Source organism: Rhodospirillales bacterium, from assembly GCA_016710335.1.
Taxonomy (GTDB): Bacteria; Pseudomonadota; Alphaproteobacteria; order Rhodospirillales; family Defluviicoccaceae; genus JADJXQ01.
In genome coordinates this window covers 524,160-548,349 of sequence record JADJXQ010000001.1, presented here as the reverse complement: position 1 = coordinate 548,349, position 24,190 = coordinate 524,160, and the positions used below count along the sequence as shown (strand labels likewise).

Annotated in this window: 25 protein-coding genes and 1 other RNA gene; 19 read left to right on the top strand and 7 right to left on the bottom strand. The window is 65.4% G+C overall.

The genetic code is table 11. The annotated features are described in order from the left end of the window. Positions 1-245 precede the first annotated feature (245 nt). The 4 genes from IPM60_02510 (at position 246) to IPM60_02495 (ending at position 2,665) form a co-directional block, all read left to right on the top strand. Complete coding sequence (locus IPM60_02510) at positions 246-386, top strand: hypothetical protein (GenBank protein ID MBK8906794.1); 141 nt, start codon at positions 246-248, stop codon at positions 384-386. Further along, positions 383-946 carry a sigma-70 family RNA polymerase sigma factor gene (locus IPM60_02505; GenBank protein MBK8906793.1) on the top strand — a complete coding sequence of 188 codons (564 nt, stop codon included), beginning with the start codon at positions 383-385 and terminating at the stop codon, positions 944-946. Before IPM60_02510 ends, IPM60_02505 begins: the two co-directional genes overlap by 4 nt. 70 nt (positions 947-1,016) lie before the next feature. Continuing rightward, a complete protein-coding gene (locus tag IPM60_02500) occupies positions 1,017-1,790 on the top strand; it encodes a cache domain-containing protein (protein ID MBK8906792.1) in 774 nt (257 codons plus the stop codon). Further along, positions 1,787-2,665 carry a HAMP domain-containing protein gene (locus tag IPM60_02495; protein MBK8906791.1) on the top strand — a complete coding sequence of 293 codons (879 nt, stop codon included), beginning with the start codon at positions 1,787-1,789 and terminating at the stop codon, positions 2,663-2,665. The genes IPM60_02500 and IPM60_02495 overlap by 4 nt, the downstream gene beginning before the upstream one ends. 145 nt (positions 2,666-2,810) lie before the next feature. Here the strand turns inward: IPM60_02495 and IPM60_02490 are convergent, their stop codons facing one another. Further along, positions 2,811-4,823, bottom strand: coding sequence for a PAS domain S-box protein (locus IPM60_02490; GenBank protein MBK8906790.1), 2,013 nt, complete (start codon positions 4,821-4,823; stop codon positions 2,811-2,813). Between the two features lie 56 nt (positions 4,824-4,879). Between IPM60_02490 and IPM60_02485 the strand changes: the two genes are divergently transcribed. The 7 genes from IPM60_02485 to IPM60_02455 all read left to right on the top strand — a co-directional run bounded on the left by IPM60_02485 (position 4,880) and on the right by IPM60_02455 (position 10,655). After that, complete coding sequence (locus IPM60_02485) at positions 4,880-5,506, top strand: hypothetical protein (GenBank protein MBK8906789.1); 627 nt, start codon at positions 4,880-4,882, stop codon at positions 5,504-5,506. A 135-nt stretch (positions 5,507-5,641) separates the two neighbouring features. Further along, positions 5,642-6,000, top strand: a transfer-messenger RNA (tmRNA) gene (gene ssrA / locus IPM60_02480). Between the two features lie 120 nt (positions 6,001-6,120). Beyond that, on the top strand, positions 6,121-6,645 hold the full coding sequence (locus tag IPM60_02475) for a hypothetical protein (protein MBK8906788.1): 525 nt from the start codon (positions 6,121-6,123) through the stop codon (positions 6,643-6,645). Between the two features lie 179 nt (positions 6,646-6,824). Further along, positions 6,825-8,447, top strand: coding sequence for a fumarate hydratase (locus tag IPM60_02470; protein MBK8906787.1), 1,623 nt, complete (start codon positions 6,825-6,827; stop codon positions 8,445-8,447). A 7-nt stretch (positions 8,448-8,454) separates the two neighbouring features. Continuing rightward, positions 8,455-9,093 carry an alpha/beta fold hydrolase gene (locus IPM60_02465; GenBank protein MBK8906786.1) on the top strand — a complete coding sequence of 213 codons (639 nt, stop codon included), beginning with the start codon at positions 8,455-8,457 and terminating at the stop codon, positions 9,091-9,093. A gap of 3 nt (positions 9,094-9,096) precedes the next feature. Next, complete coding sequence (locus IPM60_02460; protein ID MBK8906785.1) at positions 9,097-9,729, top strand: LysE family translocator; 633 nt, start codon at positions 9,097-9,099, stop codon at positions 9,727-9,729. Positions 9,730-9,776: 47 nt separating this feature from the next. After that, positions 9,777-10,655, top strand: coding sequence for a metal-dependent phosphohydrolase (locus IPM60_02455; protein MBK8906784.1), 879 nt, complete (start codon positions 9,777-9,779; stop codon positions 10,653-10,655). Between the two features lie 36 nt (positions 10,656-10,691). Here the strand turns inward: IPM60_02455 and IPM60_02450 are convergent, their stop codons facing one another. Next, positions 10,692-11,180 carry a DUF2141 domain-containing protein gene (locus IPM60_02450; GenBank protein ID MBK8906783.1) on the bottom strand — a complete coding sequence of 163 codons (489 nt, stop codon included), beginning with the start codon at positions 11,178-11,180 and terminating at the stop codon, positions 10,692-10,694. Between the two features lie 78 nt (positions 11,181-11,258). Between IPM60_02450 and IPM60_02445 the strand changes: the two genes are divergently transcribed. Next, positions 11,259-11,609 carry a PilZ domain-containing protein gene (locus tag IPM60_02445; protein MBK8906782.1) on the top strand — a complete coding sequence of 117 codons (351 nt, stop codon included), beginning with the start codon at positions 11,259-11,261 and terminating at the stop codon, positions 11,607-11,609. On the opposite strand, the gene IPM60_02440 is transcribed toward IPM60_02445, so the two are convergent. Further along, a complete protein-coding gene (locus tag IPM60_02440; GenBank protein ID MBK8906781.1) occupies positions 11,598-11,786 on the bottom strand; it encodes a PLDc N-terminal domain-containing protein in 189 nt (62 codons plus the stop codon). The two genes, IPM60_02445 and IPM60_02440, sit on opposite strands and share 12 nt — an antisense overlap. A gap of 473 nt (positions 11,787-12,259) precedes the next feature. Between IPM60_02440 and IPM60_02435 the strand changes: the two genes are divergently transcribed. After that, a complete protein-coding gene (locus tag IPM60_02435) occupies positions 12,260-12,913 on the top strand; it encodes an OmpW family protein (protein ID MBK8906780.1) in 654 nt (217 codons plus the stop codon). Positions 12,914-13,114: 201 nt separating this feature from the next. Continuing rightward, complete coding sequence (locus IPM60_02430) at positions 13,115-14,083, top strand: esterase-like activity of phytase family protein (GenBank protein MBK8906779.1); 969 nt, start codon at positions 13,115-13,117, stop codon at positions 14,081-14,083. Between the two features lie 68 nt (positions 14,084-14,151). On the opposite strand, the gene glmS is transcribed toward IPM60_02430, so the two are convergent. Together glmS and glmU are read right to left on the bottom strand one after the other, a co-directional pair. Beyond that, positions 14,152-15,975 (bottom strand): glutamine--fructose-6-phosphate transaminase (isomerizing), encoded by a 1,824-nt coding sequence (glmS, locus tag IPM60_02425; protein MBK8906778.1) that lies wholly within the window; start codon positions 15,973-15,975, stop codon positions 14,152-14,154. A 26-nt stretch (positions 15,976-16,001) separates the two neighbouring features. After that, a complete protein-coding gene (gene glmU, locus IPM60_02420) occupies positions 16,002-17,360 on the bottom strand; it encodes a bifunctional UDP-N-acetylglucosamine diphosphorylase/glucosamine-1-phosphate N-acetyltransferase GlmU (GenBank protein ID MBK8906777.1) in 1,359 nt (452 codons plus the stop codon). Positions 17,361-17,482: 122 nt separating this feature from the next. Here glmU and gph point away from each other — a divergent pair, with 122 nt between their 5' ends. Continuing rightward, the gene (gene gph / locus IPM60_02415; protein MBK8906776.1) at positions 17,483-18,163 is read left to right on the top strand and encodes a phosphoglycolate phosphatase; all 681 of its coding nucleotides are present in this window, start codon (positions 17,483-17,485) and stop codon (positions 18,161-18,163) included. A gap of 86 nt (positions 18,164-18,249) precedes the next feature. On the opposite strand, the gene IPM60_02410 is transcribed toward gph, so the two are convergent. Further along, a complete protein-coding gene (locus tag IPM60_02410) occupies positions 18,250-19,560 on the bottom strand; it encodes a hypothetical protein (protein MBK8906775.1) in 1,311 nt (436 codons plus the stop codon). A gap of 187 nt (positions 19,561-19,747) precedes the next feature. Here IPM60_02410 and IPM60_02405 point away from each other — a divergent pair, with 187 nt between their 5' ends. Next, positions 19,748-20,629 (top strand): formate dehydrogenase accessory sulfurtransferase FdhD, encoded by an 882-nt coding sequence (locus tag IPM60_02405; protein ID MBK8906774.1) that lies wholly within the window; start codon positions 19,748-19,750, stop codon positions 20,627-20,629. A 35-nt stretch (positions 20,630-20,664) separates the two neighbouring features. After that, complete coding sequence (gene mobB, locus IPM60_02400) at positions 20,665-21,168, top strand: molybdopterin-guanine dinucleotide biosynthesis protein B (GenBank protein MBK8906773.1); 504 nt, start codon at positions 20,665-20,667, stop codon at positions 21,166-21,168. 24 nt (positions 21,169-21,192) lie between these two features. Here the strand turns inward: mobB and guaB are convergent, their stop codons facing one another. Then, positions 21,193-22,668: an IMP dehydrogenase gene (guaB, locus tag IPM60_02395; GenBank protein MBK8906772.1), complete on the bottom strand. Its 1,476-nt coding sequence runs from the start codon at positions 22,666-22,668 to the stop codon at positions 21,193-21,195. 202 nt (positions 22,669-22,870) lie between these two features. Here guaB and IPM60_02390 point away from each other — a divergent pair, with 202 nt between their 5' ends. Continuing rightward, positions 22,871-23,818, top strand: a complete 948-nt coding sequence (locus IPM60_02390) for an ISNCY family transposase (GenBank protein ID MBK8906771.1) — start codon at positions 22,871-22,873, stop codon at positions 23,816-23,818. Then, entirely contained in the window at positions 23,772-24,014 is a 243-nt protein-coding gene (locus tag IPM60_02385; GenBank protein MBK8906770.1) for a hypothetical protein, read from the top strand. Before IPM60_02390 ends, IPM60_02385 begins: the two co-directional genes overlap by 47 nt. The last annotated feature ends 176 nt before the right edge of the window (positions 24,015-24,190 follow it).

The following is a 24,190-nucleotide window of genomic DNA, read 5'->3' as shown; positions in this document are numbered from 1 at the left end:
TCATCTGACCCCCCTGTATCCGCCGCAGGCCGTCATCTCAACGAAAAAAGCGAGACGCGATGCGATGGAACCATTCATTATGCGTCACGTTGTGTCTACATGAAAGCTTCAAGCTCAGCATTGCAGTCGCCGTGAGGGGATCGATCATGGCGAAGGACGAAGACCCGATGCGGGATCCGTCGGCGGAACGAGTGAAACGCGAAACGTATCAACAGCAGAGATCCGACGACTGTCGAAGTGGGGCGATGGAGCCAAGGGAGATCAAGGAAGAGTGGATCGGGCATCAGCTCCGCAAGGTTTACAATAAGGCTCTCAGCGAGCCGGTTCCGGATCGGTTGCTTGATCTCCTGAAAAAGCTCAAGAACGAGGATCCGGACGCCCGATGACCGGCGCCGAAGTGGAGCAGCTGCGCGATGACATCGTGGAGCGCCTGCCGAACTTGCGGGCGTTCGCCCGGTCGATTGCCGGCGATCCGTCAAAGGCCGACGATCTTGTACAGGACACTATCGTCAAGGCTCTGGCAAATCTTCACAGTTTCGAATTTGGCACGAACCTGACGGCGTGGCTGTTCACCATCCTGCGCAATCATTACTATTCGGAAGTGCGGCGGATGTGGCGAGAGGTAGAAGACGCAGACGGGGTTCACGCCGCGCGACTGGTCAGTCGCCCACGCCAGCTGGATCAGGTCGAACTCAACGATTTTCAAGCGGCTTTGGCGCGACTGCCTGTGGAACAGCGCGAGGCTCTGATATTGGTTGGCGCCTCCGGGTTCGCATACGAGGACGCTGCCCGGATCTGCGGGTGCGCTGTCGGAACCATCAAGAGCAGGGTTAACCGCGCCAGGGTCCGCTTGACGGAAATGCTCGACCCGGACGGCAGCGGGCGGCCGGAAATCGGGCCCGAGAACTTTCGGGCTGCGGGAACGGGAACACGTTCGGTCGTCTGAGACGTTCATGCCAAACAGATCCAGTAAGCGGGGCAATTGGCAACCATTTCGGTCGCTGCGAGCGCGACTGGTGCTGATCCTGGCGGTGACGCTGCTTCCGGCCGGCGTCCTGGCCTGCGTCCAGGCGCTCTCGAACTTTCAGCGGCTGACCGCCATCGCTGAAGACTCCGTTCTGCAGGCCGCCATCCTGTCGGCTCGGGAAGAGGAGAAATTCATCGTTGGCGCGCGGCGGCTGCTGAAGACGCTGAGCGTTCTTCCTGACGTCATCGACCTCCAACCCGAGCAGTGCGGCGAGGTGCTGCGCTCGGTACTGATGATTTCGGAGCTGTACCGGTCGCTGGTGCTGACCAACCGCAGCGGCGATATCATCTGCAGCTCGACCCCCCTCGCCCAGCCGCTCAACATCTCCCACGAGGATTGGTATCGGGAGGTGGTGGCGCGGCAGGAATTGACGGTGACAGGGCGCACGCCCGGCATCATGTCGGAGAGCGGCCTCAACGCTGTTGGCTTGCCGATCTTCGACCGCCAGGGCGCCCTCACCTCGGCCCTTTTTCTTACGCTCGAAGCACGATGGCTGCAGGATCTGTTGGTCCAGGCGGATACCCCGGTCGTCGCCCACGTGGCGATGGTCGACGGCCGCGGCAACACCATCGCGGCCGCATCGGCGGCAGCCCATGACCGGAGGTGGCTGCCGCGGCCCGAACAACTTCGGGAGTCGCTTGCGGCAAAGCCGAGCGCCGTGCGCCTGACCGGGAGCGACGGCCGCCTCCGCATTTTGGGTTCGCTCCACTGTTGCGGGATGAAATCCACCTTGTCCTGGGAAGTGTCGACGATCTGGCCTTGACCGCGTGGAACTGGCGGTTGCTGAGCGCAGTCGGCGCCCCGCTTCTGATGTGGCTGATCGCGCTGGTGGTCGCCTGGGTGGCGATCGACCGATTGGTTCTGCGTCCGACAGTGACCCTGCAGCGCGTCGCCGCGGCATTCGCGGCGGGCCGGCACGACGTGCGGGTGCCGGATGATGACGACTCTCCGAAAGAGATCAGTGAGCTGGGGCGGACCGTCAACATGATGGCGGACAACCTCGTGGCGCGAGAAAGCGAATTGGAACAGGCTGTCGACGACCAGCGCGGACTGCTGAAGGAACTGCACCACAGGGTCAAAAACAACCTGCAGGTCATCGCCAGCCTTTTGAACCTGCAGGTACGCAACGCAGCCCACGAGCGGGAGCGGCGAGCGCTGAGCACCACCCGGGACCGGGTTTATGCCCTCGCCAGGATTCACGAACAGCTTTATCGCGGCCATAAGATCCAATGGGTGCCCCTCGACCAGCTTCTGCCCGATATCGCCGGTTATTTGAAGCGATCGCGCCCCCAGCTCAGTTCGAGCTTGAGCGTGCACTGCGACATCGATTCCCTGAATGCGAATACGCGACGGGTTGTGCCGATTGCGCTGCTGGTGACGGAGGTGGTTTCGAGCGCTCTTGATCAGGAGGTGGAGGATGACGGCCCCCGCAACCTCTTGATCGCGCTTAAACGCTCCGGAGAGAGCGGCGCCACGCTCACCGTCAGAAGCGATTCACGCTTCGGAGCGCTTGGGCCCGACTGCAGTGGACTGAGCTTCGCCCTGATGAAGGGCTTCGTGCGCCAACTCGGCGGCCGCTCACATCTGCATACCGACGAAGGCTACCGTCTCACCGTCCACATCCCCAGTCTTGACTGATTCTCAAGCGAGGGTCTTTTCGAAAACATTGCGCGATGGGCCCTAGGCGCAATAGCCGAAGCCGTGTTCCGCCGTGTATCAGAGGCGGCGGAGGCGGCGGAGGCGGCGGAGGCGGCGGAAAAAAGAGGAATGACCCCCTTTTTTGCTACGGGCGCGGCGCGGCCTGCCGGTTGGCGAGGAGCGTCGCGAGGGTTGTCAGGATCAACCGGTCGCTGAACGGTTTCTCCAACACGATGACGTCGTGGAACTCCTGCACTTCGATGGATGCGCCGTCAAAACCGGTCAAGAACGCGAACGGCACTCCCATGTCTTTGAGCCTGATTGCCACCGGCGTCACAAGTTCGCCTTCCACATCGACGTCGAGGAAGGCGGCGTCTAGAGTATCCCCGTCGACGAGCGCCATGGCTTCCGACACGGACGACGCCGGCCCAATCACTTTGTAGCCGGCGCTCGTCAGGAAGGATTCGAGATCCATCGCGATCATCGCCGAATCCTCGACCACGAGCACCCGTTGCGCCCCGTCACCGGCGGGCGCTCTGGCGCTTCGGCGGCGCTCCGCATTCCGCGCCAGCTCCTCGCCCGTGGCCATCCGCTGCAGCGGCGCCTCCATGGTGAGGCGGACTCCCTCCGGGAGGAACTCCAGTGTCGAAACCCCGTCCAGTTCCCTGGGTGCGATGTCTTCGATGATTTCGGAGCCGAAGCCGCGGGCCGAAGGCGGTGTGACGGCGGGACCACCGTGCTCTTCCCAGACGAACCGGAACGTCTCGCCCTCGCCGGTGTCCGTCACTGTCCAGCGGACGTCAACGCGACCCGTCTCGCCGGAGAGCGCACCGTACTTGGCCGCATTGGTCGCCAGCTCATGCATCAGGAGACAGAACGCGAGCGCAGCTTTCGGTGTCAGCCACAGCGCCGAGCCCTCGGTGTGGACCCGCTGCGCGCCGTACGGGCGGACTTCCTCCGCCACCAACTCGGAGATTTCAGCGCCCTGCCACTGGCTCTTGATCAGAATGTCGTGGGTATTGGCGAGAGCTCGGGTACGTGTCGTCACCGACTGAACGAGCTGCTCCTTGGACTCCGCGCGACGGGCGGCATGGGTGACGACGGTCTGCATCGTCGCGAGCAGGTTCTTGACGCGATGGCTGAGCTCACTCATCACCGTGGCCAGCCGCTGCTCGGCCGCCTTGCGGGCATCGATGTCTTCAACGACGACGATGACGTGATCCGGCTCCCCCACGGCGTCCCGCTGCACGGAGACTGTGGAGTTGACCCAGGTCAGCGATCCGCTTGGCCCAACGCAGCGCTTCTCCATGCTGTAAGAGTCGATCTCGCCGGCGATCAGTCGCCGCATGTTGTCAACCTCTGCATCGACATCCTGCGGGCAGGTGATTTCCTGGAACGTCCTGTTCTGCAGGTCGTCGCCGGTGAACCCGAAGATCTCGCTCAGCCGGTCGTTGACCCGCAGCCACCGCCCGTCCAGGCTGATGTGCGCCATGCCGACGGCGGTCTGCTCGAACGTTTCGCGGAAAAGCGCCTCGCTCGTAGCGAGCGCCGCCTCGGCGGCCTTGCGCTCGGTGACGTCGACCGCCGACGGCATCAGATTGATCACCCTTCCGTCGTCGTCGCGAAGCGGCGTCAGCTGGAAATCGATGGTGATGAACTGCCCGTCGCGGACGCGCACCAGGACATCGTACCGCACCGATTCGCCCAGTCGCGCGCGCTCGATCGCGTCTCGCAATTGCGCCTGTACGGTGTGCGAATACGACCACCAGTAGGTTTGCTCGAACGGCTTGCCGAGCACGTCCTCCGGAGCCAATCCGGCAATGCCGAGCGCCGTCTGGTTGGCTTCCAGCAACGTGCCGCTCGTATCGAGGACGCCGACGAGGGAGCCGATGCCGTCGAGGAGACGCCGCAGCCGCTTGGCGTTCTGCCGCTCAACGAACTCCATCTTGCGCGCGGCGGTGACTTCCTGGACCACGGCGGCCACATAGTCGGTGCGGCCGCCCGCGTCGGAAACAGGAAAGTAGCTGCCCATCCACACGCGGTCGACGCCGGGCTCTTTGGGCGTTTGCCCGATGATTTCGTAGTCCAGCACCGGCTCGCCGGTCGCAAAAACACCCTTGTAGAGCGGCACCAGGATCGGCGCGAGATCGGGCAGCACTTCCTCGATGGTCTTGCCGATATGTTCCCCATCGATTTGCCGTTCATACTTGCGAGATGGTGGTTGATCCGCCGAAAGCGCAGCTCGCGGTCGACGATGGACAGTCCGACCGGCGCGGATTCGTAAATCAGGTCGAGCTCGCGAGCGCCTTCCAGCCGCTGGTTGGTGGCCGTTTCCAGTTCGCGGTTGAGGCGCCAGCACTCCATCTCGCTCATCGCGCACGCTGCCAAGTCGGTAAGCGTGCTGCGGGTGGAAAGATCAGCGAGGATGCGGGGTTCCGGATCCATTACGCAAAGGACCCCAATCGGGAACCCGTCAGTCGTCCTCAAGGGGGCACCGGCGAAGAACTGGATGTTCGGCGGCTCCGCCACCAGAACACAGCGTCGGGTTGGTTCGATCGCCCGCGCGTCGGCGATCCACACGATCTGATCCTGCTCGATAGTCTCGTTGAAGAACGAGTCGCGGCGCGGGCAGCGGATCGGCGGCAGGCCGTGGCGGGCGATGGAGCGGACGTGATCCGCCTCGACGAACACCAGCGCCGCGTAGGCAGCGTCGAACATCTGCGCAGCGAGGCGGGCGAAACGATCGAGGATGTCGCCCGGCTCCGGTTCGAAGAAATCGAAACGCGCCAGCGCCGCGAGGCGGGCCGCCTCGCACTCCCGACGCTCGTCCTGGTTGTTTAGATTCTGCGGTTCAACCACCGAGCCAAGCTCCACCCGCTCTCATGATGTTTGTAGAACGACTCTGAACCTGTCCGCATCTTAACGATACCACAGATTTTCGGTGTGTGTGGCCATTCGCGCGGCGGCCGCGCGCGGCGCTTGCTCGGCAGGGGGATGCAGCACTATATTATGAGTGTCGGTTAGCCGACTATGGCGATAAACGCTGCACGGAATAGGCGTAGCGGACCCGGGGGCAGTGCCCGGCGCCTCCACCAATCCCGCCGAGGCGGGCGCCACCTGCACAAGGGTGGCGGGACTTGGCCCTGCAACGGCGCAGGCCGACTTAAGGGGGCGAAACAGGATCGACGTGCGTAGTAAAGGTGTGGTTTTCGCTCGGCATGGTACCACCGTTATCGGGCCGAAACTATAGATGCCAATGACAATGAGGCATTTGCTGTCGCCGCTTAAGGCGTAGGCGGGGTTCGGGAGGCACCTGGCACCAGAAGCCTCCCACCTTGCCCCACCTGCGGCCATGAGCTTCAGGCCAAGGAGTTCGGGCCGGGGGGAACTTCGCCGGAGCCTGGTCGTTCAACCGGCATCGATTCAGGGGTATGGAGCGAGGGTTTCGTGACGAGATGACGGATGGCGCGCAGAAGGGTTCGCTTCCTTATGATCAGTGGATCGAGGACGCGCTTCGCGGGGTAGTTCGGCGCGCGCTGCTGCATGCCGGGGAAGTCGGCTTGCCAGACGAACATCATTTCTACGTGACGTTCCGGACCGACGTGGGCGGAGTGGATATTCCTGCTTACCTCCGCGCTTTGCACCCGGAGGAAATGACCATCGTGCTTCAGCACCAGTTCTGGGACCTCGATGTTGACGACGAGTGTTTCGCAGTGACCTTGAAGTTCAGGGGCAAGCGGGAGCGGCTTGTGGTTCCGTTGGCGGCTATCAGTCAGTTCGCCGATCCGTCGGTGAATTTCGGTCTGCAACTGAAGCAGGCGGTCGGCAAGTCCGGTGAGGCGCCGGGAGCCCTGCCTACTCCGAGCGCCGAGCGTGAGACGCCCAAGAGCAGCGACCCGGGCGAGACCGGCAAACCCGCTGCCGACGCTGCCGACGACGACGACCGGGTCATCGCCCTCGACAGGTTCCGGAAAAAGTAAGAGGCCTTGTTTTCATCCTTTTATCGTCCTTGTGGGGCCGCGAAGTCGACGCAGTGATCCAAATAGCGCCGGACGGCGGATATTCCGCGCACCTGTTGCGCACCCCACTCGCAATCGGCCTTCTGGGGACGTAAAAGAGGGCTGGGATCATCACCATTGACGCTGACGAGGGCGAGAGCATGAGCGATTACATCCATCACACCCTGTTCCCATTGGGCGAAGACACAACGCCCTATCGGAAGTTGTCCTCGGACTTCGTTGGCTCCGTCCCCGTCAACGGCCGCCATGTTCTGGAGGTCGAGCCCGAGGCACTGATCTTGCTTGCCGACCAGGCGATGCGCAGTTGCCAGCATCTATTGCGGCCCGGCCATCTGGCGCAGCTCCGCAAGATCCTCGACGACCCGGAGTCCTCGGGCAACGACCGCTTCGTCGCCCTCGAGCTGCTCAAGAACGCCAACATCTCCGCCGGCGGCGTGCTGCCCATGTGCCAGGACACCGGCACCGCCATCATCATGGGCAAGAAGGGCCAGGACGTGTGGACCCGCGGCAACGACGAGGCGGCGCTCTCCGAGGGCATCCTCAAGGCCTACACCGAGACCAACCTTCGCTACAGCCAGGTCGCACCGTTGTCGATGTTCGATGAGAAGAATACCGGCAGTAACCTTCCTGCCCAGATCGACCTCTACGCCGAGCCCGGCGGCGCCTACAAGTTCATGTTCATGGCCAAGGGCGGCGGCTCGGCCAACAAGACGTTCCTCTATCAGGAGACAAAGGCGCTGCTGAACCCGGAACGGCTGCGCGCCTTCCTCGACGAGAAGATCCGCAAGCTGGGCACGGCGGCCTGCCCCCCCTACCACCTCGCCATCGTCATCGGCGGCACCTCTGCCGAGATGACCCTGAAGACCGTGAAGCTTGCCTCAGCACGCTATCTCGACAGCCTGCCCACCGAGGGCAACGAGTACGGCCAGGCTTTTCGCGATGTGGCGCTGGAAAACGAAGTGCACCGCATGACGCAGCAGATGGGCATCGGCGCCCAGTTCGGCGGCAAGTACTTCTGCCACGACGTGCGCGTCATTCGTTTGCCGCGCCACGGCGCCTCGTGTCCGGTCGGCATCGGCGTCTCCTGCTCAGCTGATCGCCAGATCCTCGGCAAGATCACCAAGGACGGGATATTTATGGAGGAATTGGAGCGGGATCCGGCCAAGTACCTGCCGGAGATCGAGGCGGCGGATCTCGCCGGCGATGTTGTGCAGATCGACCTCAACCGACCGATGGATGAGATCCGCGCAACCCTTTCCCGTCACCCGATCCGTACCCGGTTGTCGCTCACCGGCCCGCTGGTCGTCGCCCGCGACATCGCCCATGCGAAGCTCAAGGAGCGGCTCGACGCCGGCGAGGGGTTGCCACAGTACTTCAAGGACATGGCCGTCTACTACGCCGGCCCGGCCAAGACCCCGGCCGGATACGCCTCGGGCTCGTTCGGGCCGACCACCGCCGGGCGCATGGATTCCTACGTCGACACCTTCCAGGCGGCTGGCGGCAGCATGGTGATGCTGGCCAAGGGCAACCGCTCGCCGCAGGTGACGGCGGCGTGCAAAGCACACGGCGGCTTCTACCTCGGCTCCATCGGCGGCCCGGCGGCGCGCCTCGCCCAGGACTGCATCCGCAAGGTCGAGTGCATCGAATATCCGGAGCTCGGCATGGAGGCGATCTGGCGGATCGAGGTCGAGGACTTCCCGGCCTTCATCGTGGTCGACGACAAGGGCAACGACTTCTTCGCCGAGTTCGCCAGGGCTCATTGACGCACCGATGGACGGGCCGGAACTCCGGCTGGACGGCCCGGCAAACGCGGCCCTGACGATAGCACTGGCCCACGGCGCCGGCGCGCCGATGGACAGCCCGTTCATGGCATCCTTCGCGGGATCGCTGGCGGAGGAAGGGTTTCGCGTCGCCCGCTTCGAATTTCCGTACATGGCGCAGCGGCGGAAAACGGGAAGGCGCAGCGGGCCCGATCGGCCTCCGGTGTTGCTGGCGACGTGGCGCGCCGTCATCGACGCACTCGGGCCCGAGCGGCTGGTCATTGGTGGCAAGTCTCTGGGCGGGCGGATTGCCTCGATGGTGGCCGACGATGCGGGCGTGCGGGGTCTTCTTTGTCTTGGCTACCCGTTCCATCCGCCGGACAAGGCGGACGACCAGCGCCGCATCCAGCACCTGCGGGAGCTTCGCGCCCCGTGTCTGATCGTACAGGGCGAACGCGATCCGTTCGGCAGCCGCGCGGAGGTTGCGAACTACCCGCTGTCTTCCGCCATCAACGTCCATTGGCTTGGCGACGGCGACCACGGCTTCAAGCCGCGCAAGGCGTCCGGGCGCACCGAGGACCAGAACCTGAAGGAGGCGCTGGACGCGATCCTCGCCTTTCTTGCGCGGCTGTCGCGGTCGTTGCCGTAGCCAATGCCCGTCGATCCGGCCACGCTCACCGCATTCGCACTTACCGTGGCCGCAATCGTGGTGTCGCCCGGTCCCGATACGATGCTGATCCTCCGCTACGGCCTGACCTCGGGGCACCGCACGGCGTTCGCGGCGGTCGCCGGCGTGCAATTGGGATTGCTGGTGCATACGGCGCTGGCCGCGGCCGGGGTGTCGGTGCTCATCGCCGCGTCGCCGGTCCTGTTCCGCATGGTCGCCGTGGCGGGCGCCGGATATCTCGCATGGCTCGGTATTCAGGGAGTCCGCGGCACCGGCGCCATCGGCATCGCGGGATCAGACGTTACGACTTCTCCGGCCAAGGCCTGTCGCGACGCCCTTGTCACCAACGTCCTCAATCCCAAAGTGATCATCCTGTTCCTGGCCCTGTACCCCAACTTCGTGGTAGCGGGACGGCAGGACGTGACGGCGCAGCTCATCACCCTGACGGCGACCTTGATCGTCATCAACGTCGCATGGCAGGCGCCGCTGGCGTGGCTGGCCAAGGAAGCCCGGCGCTTCCTCACTCAGCCCCGAGTCCAGCGTGCTGTCTCGGCGGGCACCGGCGCGATCCTTCTGGTTTTCGCGGCGCTCATGTTGTACGAGCACCTGTTGGCGTGACCCGCGGGGCGGTGAGTGGCCAGGACGTGCTCGGGAGGGTATAGGCCTTGCTCAACCCTACGACTGTCGTCGTCGATCGCTTCTGCGACGCGCTGAACTGCTACTATCAAACGATGTTCGGCGCCGAGGAGCCGATGGTTCCGGTCAGGATCGCCTTCGGCGCGCGGCTGATCCTGGAGCAGGTCGCCAACAGCGACGCGCTCTACCACAACCTCCAACACACCATCCTCGTCACCTGCGTCGGCCAGGAGATCTTTCGCGGGCGATTTCTCAGGCAGCGGCTGTTTCCGAGCGATTGGCTGCACTACACCGCCGCGCTCCTGTGCCACGACATCGGCTACGTGCGCGGTGTCTGCGCCGGTGACACGCTGCACACCTTCGTCATCGACACCGACGGCAACAGGGTCGCCGCCCCCCGCGGCGCATCCGACGCATTCCTGACCCCCTATCACGTGGATAGGGGCAAGATCTTCGTCCGCGATCGGCTCAAAGATGTGCCGGAGATTGACGAGGAGCGCGTCGCCAAGGGGATCGAGCTCACGCGGTTTCCGGTGCCAGAGTCCAGCGATCACCAGGAGACCGGCACCGAAGCCGGCCTGGTGCGCGCGGCGGACTTGATCGGCCAGCTCGCCGATCCCAACTACCCGCAGAGATTGACGGCGCTGTACTACGAATTCGTCGAGACCGGCGTTGCCGAACGCCTCGGCTACCGGTCCGCCGCGGATCTGGCGGACGCTTACCCGCGTTTCTTCTGGGACAGCGTGCGCCCCTACATCACCGAAGCCCTTGGCTATCTACAGCTCACCCAGGAAGGCAAGCAATGGATCGCCAATCTCTATGCCCATGTGTTCGCAATGGAGCACGGGCAGTATCGTTTCGGCCCCGTGACCGGCACCGCGACCGATGAAACCGGGTTGCGGCCCTGACTTTCGCGAAGACGGTGAGGGTCGCTCGACATCCTGTTACTTCCTCGGTCTTGCGACAGGTGAGTCCGAAGCGGAACTTGACCCGTTCCAATAACGCATGCGGACGACGATGGTCGCGCCCTCAGCCGGAACGAATATGGCGGCGTCAGCAAACGACGGCGGGCCAAGCAGCACCCGGGCGTCGTTGCTGAAGCCGAAGCCTTCCGACGGCAGCCCCAGCAGCCCGGTATCGAACGCTCCATTGCCGTTCTCGTCATGATACGTGGCGACGGCGTAAGTGCCGGACGGAAGCTGCGGAAACACGACCTCGACACCGCCGGCCTCGGCCTCGCGATCGGCGCCGGCGCGGGCGCCACCGCTCTGCAGAAACTGCTCGTCGCTGTCGTAGAGCGCCAGACGGATGATGCCGTCGGCGGAGCGAAGGTTTTCGATGCGGACGACGAGATCCGCGGCCACCGCCGGACCGGGATACGCGGCGACGCTGGACAGGATCAGCATCAGCGTGCCGAGGGAGCGCGCCATCATGGCTCGTTGAGCGCGCCTGTGAAACAGCGTAGCCTGCACGGCATTACCCAAACGCAACAATCGCCGGAAGCAGATCTGATGATGACGACATCGAAGACGGCGGAACGGCGAGGACAACGGCGCTACCCTGTGCTCTGGTCGGCCAGCCTGAGCGCGGAGAGCGCCCTTGCGCCTCACGTTCTCACCTGCCGTATTCAGAATGTCTCCATCAGCGGACTACACGTACTCGCCGAGACGAGACTGGCGCCGGACACGCCAGTCACGCTGCGCATCGACCGAGTCGGCGTCTTCCATGGCCGCGTGGCCTGGTCCAACGACGAGGGCATCGGCATCGCCTTCGACGGGAACCCGCATCGAATCGCAGAGTTGATCCGCGATCGCCTCTCGACGGCCACGGAGGACAGGCCGCCAGAGCCGTCAAGTCTCTGAGCGGGGGCCGAACAGCAGCCAGGCCAGGAACCCCAGCAACGGGAAGATCAGGATACCGAGCACCCACAGCACCTTGGCGGTGGTCGACGCGCTGCTCTGCACCGTCTTGACGATGGCGTAGATGTCGGCGATCAGGATGATCAATCCAAAAAAGCCAACTGGCTTCATCTCGAACATCGCTTCTCCGCTCCTCTTCAGCGATCGTCTTGTGGGACCGTCCGCACGCGAAAACAACACCAATCTCGGATGCGACGCCAGAGCCTTGTGGCGCTCGCATCAACTTCCATCGTGAGCGTGGCAAGAGGCATTCGGTTGCGGATCGTTTCCATGCCTGACGCGCCGAGCCGCCGACACGCAATGATGCGGGTCATGGTCGGCGTTCTGCTTGTAAGCCTTCTGCCGAACTGCGCCGCGATCGGCGCGATCGGGTCGCGGATTCGACAAGGGACCGCGTCTGACCGTGTGTTGCCGTTTTGTCACTAGCTGCCAAAACAACAGCCTGCCGCCGCTGCTGTCCTGCCCCGCGATTGACTTATAACCCCAGCATCCGTAAGGGCATCGGGTCGGGTTCGCCTGCGGGCCACTGGCTGAAGCCAACGGGAGTCGAAGAACCTGATGTGGTTGCAACGTGGATCAGTCAGGAGATGGTCATGAAAGGCTTCGCCAAGACTATTGTGGTGCTAGGGGCCGTGGGTATGGCGTTCACAACAGGTGCGCCGGCGAAAGCGAAGGACGCCGGTGATCTGCTGATCCGGTTGCGTGCGGTCGGCATCGTCCCGGATGTGGACGGCACTACGGACTTGGTCGGCGGCGACGTCGACCTCAACGAACCGTTCGTCCCCGAACTCGACTTTTCCTATTTCTTCACCGAGAACATCGCCGCCGAGTTGATCCTGGCCACGGCACGCTTCAAGCCGATCGTCAATGGTTCGGCGCTTGGCCGCGTTGATCTCGGCGAGGTGTGGATCCTGCCGCCGGTTTTGACGGCGCAGTACCATTTCTTCCCCAAGCACACGTTCAGTCCATACATCGGGGCCGGCGTCGCATACCACATCTTCTACGGGCAGAACGAGGACGGCGCGCCCGGCATCATCAACGACGTGGACTACGACGACGGGTTCGGCTGGGCGCTTCAGGCCGGAGTCGACGTTGCGATCGGAGAGCGCTGGAGCCTCAACGCCGACGTCAAGAAAGTGTTCTTCAACACCGACGTCACGGTCCAGAGCGCCGCCGGACAGATCAACGCCAACGACGTGGACATCGACCACTGGATCATCGGCGTCGGCGTCGGGGTGCGCTTCTAGCGGGCCGCGCGCCGTCCGCGATCGAACGGCGGACGCTGGAAACGAGAGAGGCAGCACGTCTGCCGCTCTCGCTCAGGCATCCACAGTGACCGGTGACGCCATGGCTGCGGCACCGTGAGCCGGGCGCTCCCTGTTGGCGCCGTCCGCCATAGCTGCTGGTAACCGGCAATGTCCAGCCAATGGCCCACCATGCTGTCCTGTATGCTCCGGCTCCTGTTGCTGTTCGCCGCCATCATCGGGATGGTCGGCGATGCCGATGCCGCGCATCCAAGCGTGCCGGCGCTGTTTTCTGATGGCGCCGCAATCAAGGTGACCACGGTCGGCGTGCCTCTCGATGTGGACGATCCGCAGCGCACGGCGGTGGGGGAACTGCGCTATCGCGGCGGACTGGAGTTGCGCTCGGAGGATGCGCGATTCGGCGGGCTGTCCGGCCTGACCATCGACGCGGATGGCGGCTCGCTGACTGCCATCTCGGACCGCGGCTACTGGCTGCTCTTGCGCCTCGTCCATGTGAACGGCGATCTGGCTGGGATCGCGGAAGCCGTCATCGGCGAGTTGCCGTTCGTGCGCGCGACACCGGACTCCGCCGATGCGGAAGCAATGGCGCCGATGTTCGACGGAAGCGTGATCGTCGCGTTCGAACGCGAACATCGCCTGATGCGCTACTTCATGGACGGGCAGCCGCCGTTGCCGGTCGCCCCGCCGCCCGGCCTCTCCGACATGCCGTCCAACGGCGGCATCGAGTCCCTGGCGCGGCTGCCCGACGGCCGTCTCCTGATGCTTGCCGAGCAGGACACCACCGATGACGGCGTTCTCGGCTGGGTGCGGAACGTCAGCGGATCCTGGTTTCAGTTCGAATACTTGATCGATGGCGGCTTTCGCCCCACGGACGCTGCGACGTTGCCCGGCGGTGATGTCCTGGTCGTTGAGCGGCGATTCCCGCCGCTGGATGTGCGCCTCCGCCGTATTGCCGCCGATACCTTGGAACCCGGAGCCGCCGTTTCGGCCGAGGCGGTCGCCCACCTCGGCGGCGGCGTCACAGTCGACAACATGGAAGGCATCGCCGTTTGCCGCGACAGCGACGGCCGCACGCTCGTCTACATCGTCTCCGACGACAACTACTCGGTCTTCCAGCGCACTCTGCTGCTGATGTTCGAACTGGTGGACTGACGGTCATCCCAGTTCAAGAGACCCTGGCATCGCGCACTAATCGGGTCGCCAGCGTTGATCTCGTTCCGCTACTCCACCGTGACGCTCTTCGCCAGGTTCCTGGGCTGGTCGACGTCGGTGCCTTTGGCGACGGCAACGTGGTAGGCGAGCAGCTGCACGGGGATGGTGTAGAGGATCGGCGCAACGAACGGGTCCACCTCCGGAAGCTCGATTGTGGCCGCCGCCGTCATACCCAACCGCTCGATGCCGGAGCGGTCCGACAGGAAGATCACCCGGCCGCCGCGGGCCACCACCTCCTGCATGTTCGACGCGGTCTTGTCGAACAGCTCGTCCGACGGCGCGATGACGATGATCGGCATGTTCTCGTCGATCAGCGCAATGGGTCCGTGCTTCATCTCCCCGGCGGCATAGCCTTCGGCGTGTATGTAGCTGATCTCCTTGAGCTTGAGCGCTCCTTCAAGTGCGATGGGATAGCCGGTGCCACGCCCCAGGTAGAGCACGTCGCGGGCCTCGGCCACCTTGTGGGCCAGCTCCGCCAGCCGTTCGTCGTGGATGAGCACGTCGTTGGCGCGGCCCGGCACCTCGGTCAGCGCCCGGCACAGGCGCTCCTCGGTCGCGCGGTCGATGGCGCCGCGCTTGGCGGCGACGTGCAGCACCAGGCAGGCAAGCACGGTGAGCTGGGTGGTGAACGCCTTGGTCGAGGCGACGCCGATTTCCGGTCCGGCATGAGTCAGCAGCACCATCTCCGATTCCCGCGCCATGCTGCTCTCGGCGACATTGACGATGCTGATGGTGTGCTGGCCCTGCTGCTTCGCATAGCGCAGCGCCGCCAGGGTGTCGGCGGTCTCTCCCGACTGGGAGATGAAGATGGCGAGCCCGCCCTGCGGCAGGTCGGCGCCGCGGTAGCGGAACTCCGAGGCGATGTCGATCTCCACCGGCACCCGGGCGATGCGCTCGAACCAGTACTTGGCGACGAGGCCGGCGTGGAACGAGGTGCCGCAGGCGACGATGGTGATCCGCGACACCTTGGTGGGATCGAAGCTCAGCTTCGGCATGGTGACCAGGAAATTCCACGGGTTGAGCAGCGCGTGCAGCGCATCGCCGATCACCGCCGGCTGCTCGTAGATCTCCTTCAGCATGAAGTGGGCGAAGTTGCCCTTGCCTATCATCGCGCCGGAGGTGGAGGTGAGGCTGACCGGCCGCTCCACGATCGTGCCGGAGGCGTCGTGCATGACGACGCCGCTCGCCGTCACCTCCGCCCAATCGCCTTCCTCGAGGTAGCAGATGCGGTTGGTGAGGGGCGCCAGCGCCAAGGCATCGGATCCGAGGTACATCTCGCCGTCGCCGAAGCCGACCGCCAGCGGGCTGCCGCGCCGGGCGCCGATCATCAGGTCCTTGCGTCCGGCGAACAAGATGGCCAAGGCGAATGCGCCGTCGAGCCGTTGCAGCGACTCCTGTACCGCCTCCTGCGGGGAGAGGCCTTTGGCGAGGTGGCTCGAGATCAAATGCACGACCACTTCCGTATCGGTCTCGGTCGAGAACGTGCAGCCTTCGGCGGTCAGTTCGGTGCGTAGCTGGTGGAAGTTCTCGATGATGCCGTTGTGGACCAGGGCGACGCGGCTGTCGGCGTGGGGATGGGCGTTGTTTTCGGTCGGCGCGCCGTGCGTCGCCCAGCGGGTGTGGCCGATGCCGATCACCCCCTCGACCGGGTTGGCCTTCAGCACGTTTTCGAGATTGACGATCTTGCCGGAAGCCCTGCGGCGCTCGATGGTGCCGTCGACCAAGGTAGCGATGCCGGCGGAGTCATAGCCTCTGTACTCCAGCCGCTTCAGTCCGTCGATCAGCAGCGGCCCGACCGCCGCCTTCCCGATAATGCCGATAATGCCGCACATTTGGCTCTGTCCTTACGTCTCGCGGTTCATGTCTTGGCTTTGGCCGCCTTCTGCGCCGCCCGACGCTCGCGAAAGCGCCGCGCCCAGTCCTCGCGGACGACGTGCGGCCCGCGGGTGACGGCCAGCGCGTCTGCGGGCACGTCCTTGGCGATGGCGCTCGACGCCCCGACGATGGCGCCGTCGCCGATCTTGACCGGCGCCACCAGGCAGGTGTTGGAGCCGATGAAGGCGCCGGCGCCGATGTCGGTGTGGCTCTTGAAGAATCCATCGTAGTTGCAGGTGATGGTGCCGGCGCCGATGTTGGCGCGGGCGCCGATGCGGGCGTCGCCGATATAGGTCAAGTGGTTGACCTTGGCGCCGGTCTCGATGCTGGCGTTCTTGATCTCGACGAAGTTGCCGATGTGGGCGTCGTTGCCGACATGCGCTCCGGGGCGGAGCCGCGCGAACGGCCCGATGGAAGCGCCGCTCTCAATGGTGACGCCTTCAAGATGGCAGAACGGGCGGATCTCCACATTGTCGCCGACGGTAACGCCGGGCGCGAAAACGACATTGGGCCCGACCACCACATCGCGTCCGAGCCGGGTGTCGTGGCTGAAAAAGATGGTCTCGGGCCCGATCAAGGTGGCGCCGCCGGCCATTGCCGCGGTCCTGAGCCGCTCCTGTACGATCGCCTCGACGTGCGCCAGGTCGCCTCGGGAATTGACGCCGATGAACTCGTCCTCGTCGCCCTCGACCACGGCGGCGGCGAGCCCGTCGCCGCGGGCGATGCCGACGATGTCGGTGAGATAGAATTCGCCTTTGGCGTTGTCGTTGCCGACCCGTTCGATGAGCCCGAAGAGGCGCTTGCCGTCGATGGCCATGACCCCGGAGTTGCAGAGATCTATGGCGCGTTGCCCGGCGCTGGCGTCCTTGGCCTCCACGATTGCCTGCAGGGCCCCGCCCGTGTCGACGATCAGCCGTCCGTAGCCACCTGGATCGCGGGCGCGGAACCCGAGCACGACCACCGCCGGGTCCGACGCTGCTCGGCGCGCCGCCAGCATGCGCTGAAGCGTGTCGGCCGCCACCAGCGGCGTGTCGCCGTACATCACCAGCACGTCGCCGTCGAAATCTCCGAGTTCGGCGCGGGCGGCAGCGACCGCGTGGCCGGTGCCGAGCCTCGGGCTCTGGATCACCGTCGGATGCGGCGCCACCGCCTTCGCCACGTCCGCCATCTCGTCGCCGATGACCACCACCACCCGGTCCGCATCCAGCGCCGCCGCCGTCGCCAGCACGTGGCCGATCAGCGGCCGTCCGGCGACAGCATGCATGACTTTGGGTCGCGCGGAGTTCATGCGGGTCCCCAACCCGGCAGCCAGCACGACGACGGCCGTTTTTCGATTTGACATGGACTGACCTGTGGCTGAAAGACAACAAGCAAAGGTGCGCAAGATCGGCGGGACGTTGCCATAGACGCCGCGACCCGCCAAGTGAAACATTGTTGCCGAATGTTTCTAAAGATTGGGTTAATATGCGAACTCTTCGCAGCGTTGTTTTTGACCTGGACGGCACGTTGATCGACAGCGCTCCGGATCTGCGCCGCGCCGTCAACCGTCTGTTGGCCGCAGAAGGCCGCAGCATCCTGGATCTTTATGCGGTTGTCGGGATGATCGGCGATGGCGCCCAGAAGCTGGTCGAGCGTGCCTTCGAAGCGACGGGCGGCCTTGATGACGCCAACGGCCTTGACGACCTGACCGCGCGCTTCCTGGGGTTCTACGAGGGGCGAGCGACGGAGCTGACTCACCCGTATGCCGGCGTGGTCGAGACACTCCAGTGGCTGCAGTCGGAAGGCTTTTCCCTCGGCATCTGCACCAATAAGCCGGAGGCGCCGACGCGGGAGATCCTGCACGACCTGGGCCTCGACGCTTATTTTTCCGCGGTGTTCGGGGGCGACACCTTGGACGGCGTCAAGAAGCCCGATCCACGCCTGCTTCAGGCCGTCCTAAACGACCTCCATTGCGACGCCGGCGCGGCGGTCATGGTCGGCGATAACGCCAACGATGTCGCCGTCGCCCGCGCCGCCGGCGTCCCGATCATCCTCCGCGCCGGCGGCTACACCCGCATCCCTGCCGCCGACCTCGGCGCCGACCAGATCATCGCCACCTTCGCCGACCTCCCCGCCGCATTGGCTCGGCTCCGCCAAGATGCGTAGACGCGTGGACGCGTAGGGCGGGTTAGCGTAGCGTAACTCAACATATCACCGCGCCGGCGCGCTGGATTGCGCCGCGCACATCCGCGCTACGGTGTTTTTCCGCTGCGGGGCGCCGTCAGTTCTTCCAGGTAGTCGACCAGCGCCGACAGGTCCTCAGGGTTGGAGACTCGCTGAAGGGGCATCTTGGAGTCGGGGACGTAGGCGTGGGGGCCTTCGGCAAACAGTGCGGTGAGAGTCTCTCGGTTCCAGGTGAAGGTGGCGCGGCGGAGGGTCGGCGAGTAGTCGTAGCCCGGCACCGAGCCCACGCGGCGGCCGAACAGGCCGGCCAGGTGCGGGCCCGATCGGGAGATGCCATCCGGCGACAGCGTGTGGCAACGGGCGCAGGCGCGATAGAGCCGGGCGCCCGGATGGGTGCTCGTTTCCCACGGCCGCGGCTCCGTGTCATCCGCGATCTCGAGGCCAACGCGGGCGCCGCTCTCCAGATGCCAGACCCGCACGCTGCCGTCGGATCCGGCAGAGACCCCGAAGCGCCCGTCGGGCGTGAACGCGACCGACCACACCGGCTCGTCGTGGGCGGCGAGCGACCGCTTCGGCAGACCGGATGCCAGCGACCAGACGATGACCTGCCCGTCCCGGCCGGCGGTGAGCGCCGCGGCCCCGTCCGCCGACACTGCCGCCGCCAGGACCGGGCCGTCGTGGCCGCGCAACGCCACGATCTCGAGGCCGGTATCCAGGTCCCAGAGGCGCGCGGCGCCGTCGATGCCGGTCGACAGCAGGGAGCGCCCGCCGGGATTGTCGACAAGGTCGGTTACCGCCATCGTGTGGCCCGCCAGTTCCGCGATCTTCCGCCACTCCCCTGCGCCCGACGCTTCCCAGATCCGGATGACACCGGCCTTGTCGCCGGTGGCGAAGGCGGTGCCGTTGCGGACGGATGCCACCGCGTTGATCCCTTGATCATGGTGGATGCTCGCGATCTCCGCCCCGTCGTCGAGGTTCCAGAGCCGCACCAGTCCGTCCCAGCCGACCGTCGCCGCGACCGCGCCATCGGGCGCCACGGCGATATCCGACAGCTTGGCCTCGAGATCGGCCGTGCGCCACCGCGGCGCCCCGGTTTCCACATCCCAGTGGATCAGCGTGCCGTCGTCGCCGGCGCTCAACGCGGTGCGCCCGTCCGCCACGAATGCAACGGCGTTGACCGGCGCGGTGTGGCCGGACATGGTGCGCACGAGGTCCTGGTCGGAGAACGCCCACAGCTTGACGGAGTAGTCGAAGCTGGCGGTGAGGACGCGGGCGCCGTCCGGAGACACCGCGACGCTTCGCACCATGCCGCCATGACCGATGAAATCGGCGACCGCTGGCGGGGAGGCAACCGAGGCAACCACAGCCGAAAGCAGCATCACGCCCGCGACCCTGATGCAGAGACGCAAGCGGCGCCATGGTCCGCGAACGCCACAACGTCGCATAAGGCATCTCCCGCACTCATCCCGAACCCGTCGCGGCAGACACCGGCCGCCGCAGCGATTACTCTATCCACAAATTGCTGTTGAACGGAAGCCGGCCAGGACGGCTTGGGGAGGACGATCCATGGCGTCGCCGCTGTTGTTGCCTGATCCAGCCGACGCGCGCCTCACTGCCCGCCTGGAGGGCGTCGATCAGGACGGGCGTCCGGCCGAAGCGCAGGTGATCGTCGAGCGGCCGCTGACGTTGTTCCTCAACGGCAGGGAGATCGTCACGATGATGACCATCGGCGATCATCCCGACTATCTGGCGGTCGGCTATCTGCTCAACCAGAACATGCTGCTGCCGGACGATGAGATCACCGCTATCGATTACGACGGCGAGATCGACACCGTCGTCGTCCGCACATCCCGCACAACCGATTACGAGGCCAAGCTCAGCCGGAAGGTGCTGACGTCCGGCTGCGCCCAAGGCACGATCTTCGGCGACGTCATGGAGAAGTTCGAGACCATAACCCTCGACGCCGCTGCCCGCCTGCAAACGTCGTGGCTCTACGCTCTGACCCGGGCGATCAACACGACGCCGAGCCTCTATCTGAAGGCCGGCGCCATCCACGGCTGCGTGCTGTGCGAGGGCGACCGGCCGCTGATCTACATGGAGGACGTCGGCCGCCACAACGCGGTGGACAAGATCGCCGGCTACATGCATCTCAACCGCATCGCCGCCGAGGGCAAGATCTTCTATACCACCGGGCGGCTGACCAGCGAGATGGTGATCAAGACCGTGCAGATGCAGATCCCTATCCTGATCTCCCGCTCCGGCTTCACCGCCTGGGGGGTCGAGCTGGCGCGGCGCGCCGACTTGACCCTGATCGGGCGCGCGCGCGGCAGGCGCTTCATCGCGCTCTCAGGCACCCACCGCATCCACTTCGACGCCGATGCCGGCCGCGATGAGGAGGAGCCGAGGCATCTGCGCCGCAAGGGCAGCCTCGCGGATGACGCGGTCTAGTGGCGCTTCGGGATGGCGGCATCAAGGACCGCGGCATGGAAGTCTTCGGGCTGATGGGGTGGAGCGGCAGCGGCAAGACGACCTTGCTGGAGGCTCTGCTGCCGGTCATCATCGGGCGCGGGTTCAGCGTCTCGACGGTCAAGCACACCTCCCATGCCGTCGATCTCGACCGCCCGGGAAAGGACAGCTACCGCCACCGGGCGGCTGGCGCCACCGATGTGGTGCTGCTGTCGTCCGCCAGGTTGACGCTGATCCACGAGCTGCGCGGCGCGCCGGAGCCGACTTTTTCCGAACTGATGCCGAGGCTGACTCCGGTCGACCTGCTGCTTATCGAGGGCTTCAAGGCGCTCCCCCATCCCAGGCTGGAAGTTCACCGGCCGGCGCTCGGCAAGCCGCTGCTCTGCGGGTCCGACCCCAAGATCGTCGCCGTGGCGTCCGACGCGCCGCTCCCCAGACTCGACCGTCCCGTGCTGGATCTCAACGACGTGCCGGCGATCGCCCGGTTCATCATCGCCCACTGCGGCCTCTCATCAGCCTGAACGGTGAACCTTTGAACCTCTGCCTCACTCCGGCAACTGGTAGTTCGGGGCCTCTCGGGTGATGGTGACGTCGTGAACGTGGCTCTCGCGCACACCGGCCGCGGTCACCCGCCGGAACGCGCAGCGCCGCTGCATCTCGGCGATGTTGGGGTTGCCGGTGTAGCCCATGGCCGAACTCAGCCCGCCGATCAACTGGCGGATGATTTGTGCCGCCGGCCCCTTGTACGGAACTCGTCCCTCGACGCCTTCCGGAACCATTTTCAGGCGGTCCCTCACCTCTTGCTGAAAGTAGCGGTCGGCGGATCCCTCCGCCATGGCGCCGATCGAACCCATGCCGCGATAGGACTTGTAGGACCGGCCCTGGTAGAGGAACACGTCGCCGGGGCTTTCGTCGGTGCCGGCGAAGAGCGAGCCGATCATGGCGCAATCCGCGCCGGCGGCGATCGCCTTGGCGAGATCGCCGGAGTAGCGGATGCCGCCATCGGCTATCAACGGCACGTCCTTGTCGCGGCAGACCTCCGCCACCTCGCGGATAGCCGAGAATTGCGGCACACCCACTCCCGCCACCACCCGGGTCGTGCAGATGGAGCCGGGGCCGATGCCCACCTTGACGCCATCGGCCCCGGCATCGATCAGGGCGCGCGCCCCGTCGGATGTCGCTATGTTGCCGGCGATGACCTGGGCGTAGTTGCTCAAGCGCTTGATGCTTTCGACCGCCTTTAGCACGCCGCGAGAATGGCCGTGGGCAGTGTCGACGACGACGACGTCCACCTCGGCTTCGAGCAGCGCCTCGGCCCGCGCCATCCCGTCCGCGCCGACCCCGGTCGCGGCGCCGACGCGAAGCCGCCCCTGCCCGTCCTTGCAGGCATTGGGGAAGCGCGCCGCCTTCTCGATGTCCTTGACCGTGATCAGCCCGATGCAGCGCTCGGCGTCATCGACGACCAGCAGTTTTTCGATCCGGTGCTTGTGGAGGAGGCGCTTCGCCTCGTCGCGGGTAACCCCATCCCGCACGGTGATCAGCGGCTTGTCGGGCGCGTGCTCGGTCATCAATTCGCGGACCGGCTGAAGCGGGTCGGCGGCAAATCGAACATCCCGGTTGGTGAGAATACCGACCAGCCGCCCGGTTTCCTTCTCGACCACCGGCACGCCGGAGAACTTGTGGGCGCTCATCAGGCAGAGCGCGTCCGCCAGCGTCGCCTCCGGATGGATGGTCATGGGGTCGACCACCATTCCGGACTCGAACTTCTTGACCTTGCGCACCTCGCCGGCCTGTTGTTTCACGTCCATGTTCTTGTGAATGACGCCGATGCCGCCGGCTTCGGCCATGGCAATGGCCAACCCGCTCTCGGTCACCGTATCCATCGCCGCCGAGACCAGCGGAATGCCGATGGTGATGGAGCGGGTCAGCCGGGTGCGGGTGTCTGCGTCCTGGGGAATGATCTGCGACGCTGCGGGCACCAGCAACACGTCGTCGAACGCCAGTGCCTCGGGTATGGTCATCGTCGCCTCCGCTAGGCCGCGCGGCCTCAGGTGGCCGGGGATCATACACGACGTCCAATGATTGCCAAGCCGCATCGCGTCCGGCTGTCGCTAACACGAGGTATGTCCGGCGTAGGGAACACATGATCTGTCCGGGATTAGAACTGCTCCAGACGGAGGGAGCGGGATGCGACGGACAGAGTGTTTGCAAGGGCTACGTCTGATGAAGTTCGAGGAGGTTTACGGCAAGGTCTGCCGGGGTCGGCTGAGCGTGTCGGAGGCGGCTGAGGTGTTGGGGATGCCGGAGCGGACGTTTCGGCGCTGGCGGGGCCGGTACGAGGAGTCTGGCGCGGAGGGTCTCTACGACCGGCGTCTGGGCCGGGCCTCGGCGCGGCGGGCGGCGGTGGACGAGGTGGCGCGGGTTCTGGAGCTGTTCGACACGCGGTACTTCGATTTCACGCCGAAGCACTTCCACGAGAAGCTGGTCTCGGAGCACGGCTGCCGACGGAGCTACAACTGGGTGCGACTGACCCTGCAGCGATGCGGGCGGATCACGCCGGCGCCACGTCGCGGGGCCCACCGGCGAAAGCGGCCGCGGCGGCCGATGGCGGGAATGATGCTGCACCAGGACGGCTCCCGCCACGAGTGGGTGCCGGGCGAGCGCTGGGATCTGATCGTCACCATGGACGACGCCACGTCGGAGATCTACTCGGCGTTCTTCGTCGCCGAGGAGGGGACGATGTCGAGCTTCCGGGCGCTCGACGAGGTGATCTCGGAGCGGGGAGTGTTCTGCGCGCTCTATGCGGATCGCGGGTCGCACTACTGGCATACCCCGGAAGCCGGCGGCAAGGTCGACAAGGACAACCCGACCCAGGTCGGCCGGGCACTCGCCGCGCTCCGCATCGAGCTGATCGCGGCGTACTCGCCGGAAGCCCGCGGCCGCTCGGAGCGCATGTTTGGGACCCTGCAGGGCCGCCTGCCGCAGGCGTTGCGGGAAGCCGGGATCACCACCATGGAGGAGGCCAACCGGGACCGCGCGGGAGGTCTACATCCCCGAGCACAACGCCCGCTTCGGGCGGCCGCCGGCCGAACCGGGCTCGGCGTTCACCGCCTGCCCCGCCGGCATTCTCGAGGACGTCCTCTGCATCCAGGAAAAGCGCGTCGTCGGTAATGATAACACGGTGCGCTACCGCAACCGGATCCTGCAGATCCCGGCGGATCGTCACCGCCACCACTACGTCAAGGCGCGTGTCCGGGTTCACGAGTACCCCGACGATACGCTGGCCGTGTTCCACGGGCCGCGGCGCCTGGCGCGCTATGCGCCCGACGGAAATCCGATCGACGACGCCGATCAACAGGCGGCGTGACCTGCTTCGACGCCCGCCAGCCCCGTGGATTTGTGGACAAGGCTACGCCTTCCCCACAACCCCACAGGGCCATCAGCCACAACAGAAGCGGTCAATTCATGTGGTACCTAAAGCGGCCAACTCAGTTTGTTATCGACACTCTCGCCCTGGTACCCTGCCTCATGCCGCCTCCACGC